General features: G+C 68.5%; 11 protein-coding genes. 4 read left to right on the forward strand and 7 right to left on the reverse strand.

Going from position 1 to position 13,058, the window contains the following annotated elements; translation table 11 throughout:
- From QMX81_RS18560 to QMX81_RS18570, 3 genes are all read right to left on the reverse strand, one after another.
- The coding region (locus QMX81_RS18560; protein WP_282263673.1) for a protein kinase at nt 1-2,208 on the reverse strand (2,208 nt) is incomplete at its 3' end.
- The gene (locus QMX81_RS18565; protein WP_121041365.1) at nt 2,205-2,807 is read right to left on the reverse strand and encodes an ECF-type sigma factor; all 603 of its coding nucleotides are present in this window, start codon (nt 2,805-2,807) and stop codon (nt 2,205-2,207) included. The genes QMX81_RS18565 and QMX81_RS18560, both read right to left, overlap by 4 nt.
- Nucleotides 2,808-2,888: 81 nt before the next feature.
- Nucleotides 2,889-4,862, reverse strand: coding sequence for an oleate hydratase (locus QMX81_RS18570; RefSeq protein ID WP_282263678.1), 1,974 nt, complete (start codon nt 4,860-4,862; stop codon nt 2,889-2,891).
- 219 nt (nt 4,863-5,081) lie between these two features.
- Between QMX81_RS18570 and QMX81_RS18575 the strand changes: the two genes are divergently transcribed.
- The 3 genes from QMX81_RS18575 (at nt 5,082) to QMX81_RS18585 (ending at nt 9,253) form a co-directional block, all read left to right on the forward strand.
- Complete coding sequence (locus QMX81_RS18575) at nt 5,082-5,468, forward strand: BlaI/MecI/CopY family transcriptional regulator (RefSeq protein WP_282263680.1); 387 nt, start codon at nt 5,082-5,084, stop codon at nt 5,466-5,468.
- Complete coding sequence (locus tag QMX81_RS18580) at nt 5,465-6,964, forward strand: M23/M56 family metallopeptidase (RefSeq protein WP_282263682.1); 1,500 nt, start codon at nt 5,465-5,467, stop codon at nt 6,962-6,964. Before QMX81_RS18575 ends, QMX81_RS18580 begins: the two co-directional genes overlap by 4 nt.
- A 114-nt stretch (nt 6,965-7,078) precedes the next feature.
- Complete coding sequence (locus QMX81_RS18585) at nt 7,079-9,253, forward strand: TonB-dependent receptor (protein ID WP_152151664.1); 2,175 nt, start codon at nt 7,079-7,081, stop codon at nt 9,251-9,253.
- On the opposite strand, the gene QMX81_RS18590 is transcribed toward QMX81_RS18585, so the two are convergent.
- Nucleotides 9,254-10,387: an acyl-CoA desaturase gene (locus QMX81_RS18590; RefSeq protein WP_121041355.1), complete on the reverse strand. Its 1,134-nt coding sequence runs from the start codon at nt 10,385-10,387 to the stop codon at nt 9,254-9,256. It abuts the gene before it with no gap.
- A gap of 2 nt (nt 10,388-10,389) precedes the next feature.
- On the reverse strand, nt 10,390-11,463 hold the full coding sequence (locus QMX81_RS18595) for a ferredoxin reductase (RefSeq protein WP_121041353.1): 1,074 nt from the start codon (nt 11,461-11,463) through the stop codon (nt 10,390-10,392).
- Nucleotides 11,464-11,556: 93 nt separating this feature from the next.
- Here QMX81_RS18595 and fabR point away from each other — a divergent pair, with 93 nt between their 5' ends.
- Nucleotides 11,557-12,219, forward strand: coding sequence for an HTH-type transcriptional repressor FabR (fabR, locus tag QMX81_RS18600; protein ID WP_026069985.1), 663 nt, complete (start codon nt 11,557-11,559; stop codon nt 12,217-12,219).
- A gap of 100 nt (nt 12,220-12,319) precedes the next feature.
- On the opposite strand, the gene QMX81_RS18605 is transcribed toward fabR, so the two are convergent.
- Both QMX81_RS18605 and QMX81_RS18610 read right to left on the reverse strand, forming a co-directional pair.
- Complete coding sequence (locus tag QMX81_RS18605; RefSeq protein WP_102789149.1) at nt 12,320-12,682, reverse strand: glycine zipper 2TM domain-containing protein; 363 nt, start codon at nt 12,680-12,682, stop codon at nt 12,320-12,322.
- A 128-nt stretch (nt 12,683-12,810) separates the two neighbouring features.
- Nucleotides 12,811-13,058, reverse strand: a 248-nt coding sequence (locus QMX81_RS18610) for a transaldolase family protein (RefSeq protein WP_282263687.1), incomplete at its 5' end; no start/stop codon positions are given.

Consider the following 13,058-nt stretch of genomic DNA (forward strand, 5'->3'; position numbering starts at 1 on the left):
CGGTGCCTGCGCCTCGGCCGTGCGGTCGGTCCGCAGCAGCAACCGCGCCAGCACCATGTCCACGTCGAGTGTGTCGGCGTGCTCGGGCCCGAGCAGCGCCCGATAGCGCGCCAGCGCAGCGCGGTAGTTCTGTTCGGCCTGCACGTAGTCGCCGCGGGCTTCCTCCATCAGGCCGTGGGCATACTGTTTGACCGCGTAGGCGCGGCTGTCCACGCCATCCACCGCGGCGCTGGTCTGCAGACTGTTGCGGAAGTGCTGGTCGGCCGCCTGGTAGCGGCCAAGATCGAGATACTGTCCGGCCAGCGCGGCTTCGGCCGCGGCGGTGTAGCTGCTGCCTGCGCCGAACATCTGCCGGGTCAGCGCGAAGCCGCGCTCGGCCAGCGCCAGCGCTTCATCGATACGGCCCTGGTTGAGCAGCGTCGAGGACAGCGCGCGCAGGACCCGCTGGTACTCGGCCCCCTGCACACCCTGCTCGCGCGATGCCTCGGCCAAACCCTCGCGCAGGATCGCTTCGGCCTTGTCCAGCTCACCCTGGCTCCGGTACAGATCGCCGAGGTTGGCCATCGCCGCCAGGCCGCCGCGCTGAAGCGGCGCACCGTTTCCACGCCGGCTCAATGCCAGCGCGGAGCGGAAGGATTGTTCTGCCGCCGCCGGCTGCTCCAGCTGCGCCTGGGCCAGGCCCCGGGCGTTCAAGGCCTTCACCCGCACCGCCGGGGCATCATCCTGCTCAAGCAAGCCCAACGCGTCCTCTGCACTGCCCAGCGCCTCCTTCTCACGCCCAGCGCTGAGCAGCTGCACCGCCAGGCTGGCGCGGGCGTCGGCGATCTCATGCGGCGCGGCGCGCGTGTGCACCAGCCCCGCCACGCTGTCCCGCAGCAGGGCCTGCGCATCCTGCGGTTGGCCAAGGTTCTGGTAGGCGCGCCCCAATGCAGCCTGCATCCGCGCGCGCAGCGCGGGCGACACGGTGCGGTCCTGCTCGAGCCGGCGTGCGCCCAGATCGAGCACCTCACGCGCGGTCATCGGCGTGCCGTGGCGCAGCCCGGGATCGGCCGCATCGAAGGCGGCCACCAGCACGTCGGCGATGCCGGCGGCAGCCACCGCATTCTGCTCGGCCTGCCGACGCGCCTCGCTCAAGCGCAGCACGAAGGCCAGCACCGTCACCGCCACCAGCGTGACGATCACACTGGCGCGCCATTGCCGCCGCAGCAGCAGGCGCGCACGATGCCAGCGGCTGGGCCGACGCGCACGCACCGGGCGGCGTGCCAGATACCGTTCAATATCCTCGGCCAGTGCGTCGGCAGAAGCATAACGTTCGGCCGGATCCGCGGCAGCGGCCTTGGTCGCGACCGCCAGCAGGTCGGGGGGCGCGCCGCGCGCCGGCGGCGGCGTGGCCTGCAGCAGTGCCTCCAGCATCACGCCCAGACTGTAGACATCGCCCACCACACTGGCCGGGCGCCCTGCCAGGCGCTCGGGGCTGGCATAGGCCGGGGTGAGGAAGGCCGCGGCATCGTTGGCGTCACCGAGCAGATGCGCGATGCCGAAATCCAGCAGGACCGGCTGGCCGTCGGGGCGTACCAGTACGTTGCCGGGCTTGAGGTCGCAGTGCACCACGGATTGGGAATGTGCGGCCTGTACCGCGCCGCAGATCTGCACGAACAGGCGCAGGCGTGCGGCCAGATCCAGCGCCAGGGTGCGACAGGCGTCGTCCAGCGGTTCACCCTGCACGTATTCCATCACCAGGTAGGGCTGGCCGCCCTCGGCCACGCCCACGTCATACAGCCGGGCGATATGGGGGTGCTGCAGGTCGGCCAGGATCTGGCTTTCACTGGCCAGCCGCGTGGCCAGTACCGGGTCGTAGGCGCGGCGGATCAGCTTGATCGCCACCTCGCGCCGGTACAGCGCATCGGCGCGTTCGGCCAGCAACACCACCCCCATGCCGCCGACGGCCAGCAATCGGCTCAGGCGCCACGGGCCAAGCCGTTGCCCGACCAGCGTGGCCGGATCATCCATCGCGGCCATCACGGCGGCAAGCGCGTGCTCGACCCGGCCCAGGTCGGCGGTCTGCGCGCGCAGCAGTTGCAGCGTTTCGTCGATCGCGGCCGGGTCATCGCACAGCTCACCCAGCACCGGGCGCCAGCGCGCCTCGGGGAGGTCGCAGACCGCGTCGAACAGCCCGCGCACCGTCCGCCAGCGGTCTGGGCCGGTCATGCGCGCGTGGCCGGCCCGGCCAGGTGCCGGTTCAACCACGCCTTGGCAAACCGCAGATCGCGATCGACCGTGGGCACCGACACATCCAGCGCCTGGGCGATCTCTTCGCGGCTCATTCCCCCGAAGTACATCCATTCCACCGTGCGTGCGGCGCGCTCATCCAAGGTGGCCAGTTGCTCCAGCGCGCGGTTCAGGGCCAATACTTCGAAGGCATCGTGATCGGGGCTGGCTTCCTGGTCGGCATACGACAGGGTCAGGTTGATCGCACCTCCGCCCCGCTTGGAAGCGGTCATCGCGCGTGCGTGATCCACCAGCACGCTGCGCATCTTCAGTGCCGCCAACGATAGGAAATGCACGCGATCGCGGTAGCCGATCTCCCCACCGATCATCCGCATCAGCGCCTCGTGCACGAGCACGGTCGGCTGCAGCACGCCATCCCGGGCAGTGCCCAGCCGCGCCACGGCCATGCCACGCAGCTGCGCATACAGCAGCGCGAGCAGTTGATCGCGGGCGGCGATGTCCTGCTGCTCGCTCCAGCGGCGCAGCAGGCGGGTGACATCCTGGCGCTCGGCCGCTGGAGGTGTCGCGTCAAAAGACATGTGGGGCGGGTCCGTGCATCTCAGCAGGCGATCAGCCTGCAGTATCGCCGATCCCCATCCGCATGGGGCGGCGGTGCCGGGCTACGTCCCGCGCTTGGCCAGGTTCTCGCGCAGCGTTTCCAGCCGCGTGGAGAGATCCTTCAACGCGCTGCCGCCCTTGCCGACCAGCCAGGACACCTCCTCTTCCAGGAAGCCGGTACGGCTGTGCTCGGTGTCCGGCAACGGCGGCAGGATGTGCGCGAAGTAGGTCTTGTCGAGCACCCGCCGCAGCAGTCGCTCGCCCGGGAAGGGTGCGTTGTTGTTGAGCGCACGCGCCGCCTTGATCAGGTTGCGGATGTCGTACTGGGTCGGGCTCAGGTCCGGCACCTGCTTGGGCAGGTCCAGCAGCGTATACACCGCCACGCGGGCGGTGCGCACCGAACTTTCCATGGTGAACACCACATCGTTGTGGGTCTCCACGAACTGCCCCAGCAGGCCCAGGTTGGTGCAGCCCCTGGGCACGACGTGCGGGCGGTCGCCGGCCGCGCGTGGCATGAACTGCGCCGTGATGTACGGCATCAGCGCGGTGCGCACCTTGGTGTTGGCGGCGATCTCATCCAGCTGATCGACGATGCCCAGGTGGTAGCTCAGCTCGGCCAGGATCTCGCGGCCGGTACAGGCTGGCATCGGCTTGGCCACGTGGTCGCCGTTCTGGTCCATCAGCAGCGCATACACCCACACCACCAGCACATCCTTGGGCTGGTCGAGGAAGTGCGGCTGGCGGTTGACGGTGAAGCTCAGCACCCAGGCGGAGTCGGTGAAGGTGATCACGCCGCCGGTCACGGTCCTGCCCGAATACGGGTCGTTGACCGAGAGTTCCTTGATCTTGTCCACCAGTGGCGAGGGGCGGCAGGTCAGCGTGGCCGACTCCCACATCGAGCGGTCGATGTCACCGTGGAATTTCTCCGGTTTGCCGAAGATCGGCGACTGTGCGGCGAGGTTGCGCCACAGTGCCCAGTCACTGTCCTGCCCCGGTGTTTCGCGCGGACGCTGCAGTACCGGCACCGTGTCCATGTCGCCATAGGCGGTGCCCTCGGTCATCGAGCCGGTCAGCGCGAACACCAGGTCGCCCTCGGCCACCGGCAGCAGCGTATCGTTGCCCGCCACACGGCAGCGCAAGCCCGTGACGGTGCGGGTATCGCCTGCCACGCGCATGTCCAGATCGTACACGCGGGTACCGAAGGTGACCTGCACCCCCTGGTCGCGCAGCATCTTCACCAGCGGTTTGACGAAACTCTCGTACTGGTTGTATTTCGGGAACACCAGCGCGGACATGTCGTTCAAGCCGTCGATGGCGTCCAGGAAGCGGTGCATGTACAGCTTCATTTCCAGCAGGCTCTGCCAGTTCTCGAAGGCGAACATCGAACGCCAGAAGAACCAGAAATTACTCTGCAGGAAGCCCTCGCTGAAGTAGTCCTCGATGGTCACATCGTCGAGGTCTTCCTTGCGCTTGAGCAGCAGCTTGACCAGTTCCCACTGCTGGGGCTTGCTCAGCCCGAACGTGGAGAAGTCCTGGATCTTCCCCTGCTGGTGCATCAGCCGGGCCTTGGAGTAGTTCGGGTCGTTGTCGTTCACCACCCGGTACTCGTCCAGCACGCTGTAGCCGGCAGGCAGTTCCAGCGCCGGCACGTCCTGGAACATGTCCCAGAAATTGTCGTAGTTCCAGTTCATCTCGCGGCCGCCGCGAACCAGGTAGCCCTGCTCGGGGTCGCCGGCCCCATCGAGCGAACCGCCTTCGATGTCCAGGCTGTCGATCAGGGTGATGTTCGCCGCCGGCATGCCGCCATCGCGGATCAGATAGAACGCCGCGGCCAGGCCGGCAATACCGGTGCCGATGATCCACGCCTTGCGGTTTGCCACGCCGGCCGGTGCGACCGGGCGATTACGCATGTAGGCGCCCATCATGTCCGGCGGCGGCAGTGTGTTCTCGGGCCGGTTGGACCAGTAGGCCCCCGTGGCATCGGGTTCTTTATCGATCACCGGTGCCCGGTGCACGCCCTGTTGCTCGACAGCCATATCACCACTCCTTTTTCGACGGACCCACAGGAGGCACCGGTGGCCCGGTGCCTGGCAGCACGGATTCCTTACCGCACGGCCCCCTCCTGGCACCGCGCTGCACATTCGGATGGTACGCACCCCACCTGTGACGGCATTGATCCGCATCAATGACACCGCTGTTGCATCCAGTGCGACATATGTCGCACACTTGCGACACCTCGCCACATCGGGATTGCCATGTCTGCGCCGCCTACCCCTTCCAATGCCGAACTGGAACTGCTCAAAGCGCTGTGGCGCCAAGGCGCCTGCAGTGCGCGCGAAGTCCACAACGGCGCCGCCGCGGCGCTGGACTGGTCCTACTCGTCCACCCGCAAGACGCTCGAACGCATGGTCGACAAAGGGCTGGTGGAAGAAACCGTCGAGCACGGGCTGAACATGTACCGCGCCAAGGCCGGCAAGGTGGCCACACTGGCCGCACTCAGCACGGACTTCGCGCGCCGGGTGCTCGAGATCGATGGCGCATTGCCGGCGCAGGCCTTCGCCGACAGCCGCCTGCTCAGCGAACAGGAACTGCAGCAGCTCGATGCGCTGCTGCGTGCCCCCGCCAAGGACGATCCGGCATGAGTGTCCTGACGCTGGGCTTCTGGGGCGCGCATGCCGTTGGCGCCCTGGCGGGCGGCTGGGTGGCGTGGTCTGCCGGGCAACGTGTCCACCGCCGTCTGGGTCTCTCCCACGCCGCGTATGGCTATTGGATGGGGGTGTGGTTGCTGGCGGTGATGCCGGTCCTGCTGTCGGTGGGTGTGGCGCTGTGGGCCCCCGCACCGCTCGTCTCGTTGCCCCCGGCACTGGTGCTGCCGCTGCCTGCCGCGCTGGACCTCGGGGCTGCCGGTGCGGCGGAAGGGGGCCTGGTGAGCTCCCCGTGGGCAGGGCCGGCCACCAGCACGTGGCTGGCCGCGCTGTATGTCACCGGCCTGGGTATCGCATTGCTGCGCGTGCTGGTCGGCACGTGGGCGACCGGCCGGCTGTGCCGGGCGACCCTGCCGATCGCACCGGGGGCCTGGCCAGGCCCGCGCAGCCGTGCGTCGGCGCAGCGGCTGCGATCGGCCGGCATCGTCTGCCGGGTCAGCGCGCTGCCGGTGAGTCCGTTCGCGGTGCGCTGGCCGCGGCCGTTGATCGTGCTGCCCCTCTCGGCCGTGGAGCAGCTGGAGGATCGCGCCCTCAGCCTGATCCTGGGCCATGAGGCGGCGCACCTGACGCGCCGCGATCCGCAGCGCGCCGGCCTGATGGCGATACTCAACGCCCTGCTGTGGTTCAACCCGTTCCTGCGCCGCCTCACCGCGCGCGTGCAGCTGGCGGCCGAGCTGCGATGTGATGCGCAGGCCCTCGCGGGGGATGCACATGGCGGGCGTGACTTCGCCACGGCGTATGTGCGCACGTTGCGCCTTTCCGCAGCGGCCCACGCGCCCACCACCGCCCTGACCCACCGCGATCTGGCCGGGCATGAAATCCGCATCCGGCACATGCTGCATGGCGATGCTGCGCGGCCGCTGTCGGGATCGGGACGCGCGCTCCTGCTGGGCAGCGCATTGCTGATCGGCGCCTTGTTGGTGGTCATGCAGGCCAGTGCAGCGCGTCCCTTGCCAGGCACCGCCGTCAGTAGCACGCCGAAAGAGATCGCGGCGATGGAGGCCGCACTGCCGCTGCCGCCGTTGAGCGATACCCCCATCGAGGTGCAGTTCCAGTCACCGCTGGCCACACCGAGGATCACCGGACATTTCGGCGATACCGGCAGCATCCGGCAGCGACCGCATCGCGGCACCGATTTCGGCGCCCGCCCGGGCACGCCGGTCCTCGCGCCGGCGGACGGCCGCATCGTGGCGGCAACCACCGCCTACCCGGACGGTCCGCAGTACGGCACGGTGGTGGTCATCGACCACGGTCAGGGCTGGCAGACCTTGTACGCGCACCTGCAGGGCGCCGATGTGGTGGTCGGCCAGCAGGTGCACGCCGGCGAGCAGATCGCGCGGGTCGGCAGCACCGGGCGCGTGACCGGACCGCACCTGCATCTGGAAATGCTCCGCCACGGTGAGCGCGTCGATCCGCAGGCGCACCTGCCATGACCGGCTGACCCGCTCCACATCCCAGCCCCACTGCTGCATTTCGTTTTCCTGGCCACAGGAGGGGCGCGTGTTGCCCGGCGAAATGTCCACGCCACCTTTCTGCACGGACTGCCCATGTCATCCACGTTCCGCATCGTCCTCGCCTTGTCCCCGCTGTGCGCCGCGTTCTCCAGCGCTGCGCAGTCGCTGCCCGCACCGTCATCAGCACCGCCCCCCACCGAGCTGGAGGCCGTGCAGGTGCAAGGACCGGCGTACGACGCGCGCCGCGATGACACGGCCACCCGGATCGTGTTCGGCACGGACACGTTGCGCCAGTTTGGTGATATCGGCCTGGTCGATGCGCTCAAGCGCCTGCCCGGCATCACCGTGGGCACCGGCGCGCCCGGTCGCAGCGGTGCGGTGTCACTGCGCGGCCTCGGCGCGGGCTATACCCAGATCCTGCTCAACGGCCAGAAGGCACCGGCCGGGTTCGATCTGGATTCGCTCACGCCGGAGATGGTCGAACGCGTGGAGATCCTCCGTGCACCGACGGCCGACCAGCGCGCCGAGGCCATTGCCGGCTCGATCAACATCGTACTGGCCGCCGGCGCGCGCAAAGATACCGAACAGCTGTCGCTGGCCTGGGGCCGCAGCAACGGCCAGAACACGCCGTCGGTCAGCTGGCAGCGCAATCGGCGCGCCGGCCACCGCAGCAGTTCGGTCACCGCCACCGCATCGCGCCGCGAGTTCCTGGTCGAGGAAACCGGCACCGAACGTGTGTGGGATCGGCAGGGAACCCCCATCGCGCTGCGCGACACCACCCTGCGTGCGGGCGGGAACCGCGATGTGCTCTCGCTTGCACCCAGCCTGGAAACCACTCTGGAAAATGGCGACATCCTTGCCCTGCAGGGCGTCGCCGATGCCAGCCGCTTCAACCGCACCACCGCTATCGACTGGACCACCCCACTGGGCGAGCCGCTGCGGCGCGCCCGCTACCAGCAGCGCACCCGTATCGAGGTCGCGCAGGCCACCGGCAGTGCCACCTGGACCCGCACCTTCGAGCAGGGCAGCGCGTTCACCACCAAACTGCGTCTGGGCGGCAACCGCGAGCGTTACACCTATCGCGAACAGGGCTACGCGCAGCAAGGGCAGCAGAACCTGGAGGACCACACCGATGCACGACTGACCGTGCGCGAGCTCAACAGCACCGGCAAATACACGCTTCCCGGCCGCGGGCGGCATGCGCTGCAGCTCGGCTGGGAGGCCAGCGAGGATCGTCGCGACGAGGCGCGGGTACAACACCTGCTGCCGGTCGGCGACGACGCTGGCTGGATCAGCGATCTGGCGTTCGACGCACGCATCCGGCGGCTGGCCGTGTACGCCCAGGACGACCTCACCCTCAGCGAGCGCTGGTCGCTGTATGCCGGCGCACGCTGGGAGCAGATCGAGACGCGCAGTGACGGCAGCGGTTTCAGCGGCATCCATCGGCGTGACCAGGTGCTGTCGCCGGTGCTGCAGTCGCTCTGGAAGATTCCCGGCACCCGGCGCGATCAGCTGCGCGTTGCACTCACCCGTACCTATCGCTCGCCCACCCTGGCCGCGCTCATCCCCCGCCCGTACACCTCCACCAACAACCGCCCGCTCAACCCTGACGAACGTGGCAACCCGGCCCTGCGTCCGGAGTTGGCGACCGGGGTGGACCTGTCCTACGAAACCGCCGGCAAGGGGGGCGCGCAGCTCAGCGTCGGCGGTTACGTGCGTCGGATCAGCGATGTGATCCGCACCGAGACGCACCTGCAGGAGGGGCGCTGGGTTGCGTCACCGGTGAACGGTGGCGCCGCGACGACCTGGGGAGTAGAGCTGGATACCGCGTTGCGGCTTCCGCAGCTGATCACGGGCGCGCCGGATGTGTCGGTCCGCTTCAATGCAACCGCCAACGATTCGCGTGTGGAGGATGTCCCCGGCCCGGACAACCGGCTGGATGAACAAGTGCGTTTCAGCGGCACCCTGGGCGCGGACTACCCGCTCCGCACCGGCTGGACGGTGGGCGGCAGTTATACCTACCGCACCGGCGGCACCGTGCAGGTCAGCCCCGGCCAGTTCGAGATCAGCGCGTATGGGCGCGAGCTGGATCTGTATTCGCTGTGGTCGATCGGCGCCCGCAGCAAACTGCGGCTGAGCATCAACAACGCGCTCCACCGGACGTTGCGCACCGGGCAGCGGCGGATCAGCGAGGACGGCATCGAGCAGCTGCAGCGGCAACGCAACGCATCACCGCTGCTGCGCCTGCAGCTTGAACTCCCGCTGTGATCAGCCCGGCTGGCGGCTGGCCTCGCCCACCGCCGGCAGCGCACGCACGCGGCCGGGCTTGCTCGGGAACGCATGGCGGACGATGCGCCACATCACCTGGCCGAACTGCCGCGGCAACGAACCGGTGTTGTAGTGCTGGCCGTAGCGCGCGCAGATCTCCTTCACCTCGACCGCGATCGCGGCATAGCGGTTGGCCGGGATATCCGGATAGAAGTGGTGCTCGATCTGGTGGCTGAGGTTGCCGGACATGACGTTCATCAGCTTGCCACCGGTCAGGTTGGATGAGCCGCGCAGCTGGCGCAGATACCAATGGCCACGGGTCTCATCACGCACGCATTCCTTCGGGAAGGTTTCGGCCTCGGCGGTGAAGTGGCCGCAGAAGATGATCACGTAGGTCCACACGTTGCGGATCAGGTTGGCCGCCACATTGCCCAGCAGCACCGGCAGGAAGAACGGACCGGCCAGTGCCGGGAACAGCAGGTAGTCCTTGAACATCTGCTTGCCCATCTTGCGGCCGACCGGGCGGAACTGCCTGCCCAGTTGCTTGAGCGTCATCTTGCCGGCAAACACGCGGCCCAGGCGCAGGTCCTGGATCGCGATGCCCCATTCGAACAGCAGCGCGAACACCACCGCGACCACCGGCTGCATCAGGTAGAACGGGCGCCAGCGCTGCTCGGGGAAAATGCGCAGCAGGCCGTAGCCGATATCGTCGTCCAGCCCGCGCACGTTGGTGTAGGTGTGGTGGCGGAAGTTGTGGGTCTTGCGCCAGGCGTCGGCGGTGCCGACGATGTCCCACTCATAGGTGCTGCCCTGCAGCTGCGGATCGCCCATCCAGTCGTACTGGCCATGGATGACGTTGTGCGCCAGCTCCATGTTTTCCAGGATCTTGGACAGCGCCAGCATCACCACGCCGGCGATCCACGCCGGGATCAGCACGCTGTGCACGAAGGCACCGAGGAACAGCAACGCGCGGCCGGCCACGCCGGTCCAGCGTACGGCGGCCACGACGCGGCGGATGTAACGCGCATCGCGCGCACCGAGCGTGGCCAGCTGGCGCGCGCGCAGTGCATCGAGTTCAGCGCCGAAGGCCTGCAGTTCGGCCGGGGAGAGCGCGCGGTTGTGCACGGAAGACATGGTCACAGCTCCAGGATCAGGTCGGTGCTGGCGCTGTTCACGCACAGCTTTACTTGCGTGGCCGGTTCGGCCGCATGCTCGCCGGTCAGGGTGTGGCGGGTGACGCCGGACACCTTGCCGCAGACACAGGTATTGCAGATGCCCATGCGGCAGCCGCTGGCCGGGCGCAGCCCTTCGGCTTCCAGCGCCTGCAGCAGCGAAGTGCCGCGTGGCAGGGCAAGCGTGCGGCCGCTGCGGCGCAGTTCGACCTGCACCGTGCCCTCTTCGGCATCCGGCAGCACCGGCGGCGTGAACGCCTCGGACTGCAGCGACGCGACCTGGCCGTGCAGGCGCGCCTGCGCTGCATCGACGAAGCCACCCGGGCCGCACACCAGGGTGCGGGCGGTGCTCAGATCGCCCAGCGCCGCGAAGGCGAATGCATCCACGCGCGACGCCGGTGCGGTCGGGTCGCGGGTCAGCGCGATGTGCAGCGTGAACGAGGGATGGCGCGCCGCCAGCGCGGCCAGCTCGTCGGCGAAACACACTTCCTCACGCCGGCGTGCCCAGTACACCAGGTCCACCTGGCCCGGCATGCCGACAGCATCGAGCTGGCGCAGCAGCGCGCGCATCGGGGTGATGCCGCTGCCAGCGGCCAGCAGCAACAGCCGCTCGCCGGAGGCCTGCGGCAAGGTCATGTCACCGAACGCCTGGCCCAGCTCAAAGACGTCACCGATCGCCGCGGCATGGGCCAGATGCTGGCTGACGGCACCGCCGGCGATGGCCTTGACGGTGATCGCCAAGCGGCCGTCGGCCAGCACGGTCGGGCTGTAACTGCGCGACAGGCGGCGGCCATCGACTTCGACGCCGAGGGTGACGTGCTGGCCCGGCAGCAGGCCACGGAAATGGCGGTTGGGCGTGAGCACCAGGGTGACCGCATCCGCGCTCTCGGCGGTGCGCGACAGCAGCCGGGCCAAGGGGCGGCGCAGCGTCCACAGCGGGTGCAGACGGGTGCCCCAGAAGTCGAACAGCGCTTCGGGGACCCAGCGGCGGGGGCTGGCGACGTGACGGCGGGCGGAAATGCGCGGGACGGTGCTCATGCTGCGCACTATACGGCCGAGCATACGACTGTGTATACAGTTGTATATGGCCGGGACGAGCTATGATTCAGGGACTTGACCGCGCTGCCCCTGATGACCTCCCCAGACCTGCCCCTGCCCGCCTCCGACGACGCCCATCCCGCGCGCAAAGCCTCGATCTCACGTGAGGATCTGCTGGCCGCGGCATTGGCCCTGATCGGCCCGCACCGCAGCGTCTCCACGCTGAGCCTGCGCGAGGTCGCGCGTGAAGCCGGGATCGCCCCGAACTCGTTCTACCGGCAGTTCCGCGACATGGACGAGCTGACCGTGGCCCTGATCGACCTGGCCGGGCGCTCGCTGCGCACCATCATCGGCGAGGCGCGCCAGCGCGCCGCCTCCTCCGACCGCAGCGTGATCCGCCTCTCGGTGGAGACCTTCATGGAGCAGCTGCGCGCCGACGACCGCCTGCTCCATGTCCTGCTGCGCGAAGGCACCGCCGGCTCGGACGCGTTCAAGCATGCGGTGGATCGCGAACTGAATTACTTCGAAGACGAACTGCGGGTCGACCTGATCCGCCTGGCGGCCGCCGACGGCGCGCGCCTGCACGAACCGGCGTTGGCCTCCAAGGCGATTACCCGGCTGGTGTTCGCGATGGGCGCCACTGCAGTGGATCTGCCACCGGAGAAGGATCCGGAACTGATCGAGCAGCTGACCCAGATGCTGCGGATGATCATCACCGGGGCGCGCACGTTGGCGGGCAGTCCGCCGCTGCGCTGATCCGGCCATCCGGCCGCGCACAAAAAAATGACGACCCACCGGGCCGTCATTTCGTGATCCTGTTGCCCACATCAACGGCAACGCAGTGTGCGGCGCTTGATCAGCGGTACTGACGCTCGCAGCGACGCTCAACCACGCGATCACCGTTCTTGGACTGCTGGTTGCCCTGGATCTGACGGCCTGCGGCACCACCGGCCACCGCACCGGCGACCGTGGCCAGCTTCTTGCCGTTGCCGCCGCCGACCTGGTTGCCGAGCAGCCCCCCGACCACGGCGCCGGTCGCGGTGCCGGTGATGCGGTTGGGGTCCTTGGAATTACGCTGGACCTCGACGTTGTGGCACACCACCTTGCTGCCGTCGTTGAAGCGGCGTCCCTCGTCCTTGGGGCCATAGGTCTGGGCGCCGGCGACGGCCGATACGGCGAGCAGACTGCCCAGGCACAACACGCGGAAGCTCGTCTTCATGGTCGATCCCTGTTTATGGAACATGGCCCGAGTGTCTGCCTGCCGGCGGCAAGCCCGAGTGAAGTTGCGTCCACGCCACGTCAACGCCAGCGGCGGCATTCAGGCCGCAGCCATGCAACCGCCCGCGTTTACAACCGCGCGCGGATCGTCTGCCGCAACGCCTCCAGGTCCTTGGCGAACGCATCGATACCGCTCGCCAGCTTCTCCGTCGCCATCGGATCGGCCGCCAGATCCGCCGCAAACCGCGCCCCATCGATCGGCGTCACCTGCACAGACTCGGCCGCACCGGCCACCAGCCTGCGCGGCAACTCACCGTGATCGGCGTCCAGCTTTTCCAGCAGATCCGGTGAAATCGTCAGGCGATCGCAGCCTGCCA

The organism is Stenotrophomonas sp. PS02301, from assembly GCF_029959485.1.
Taxonomy (GTDB): Bacteria; Pseudomonadota; Gammaproteobacteria; order Xanthomonadales; family Xanthomonadaceae; genus Stenotrophomonas; species Stenotrophomonas maltophilia_Z.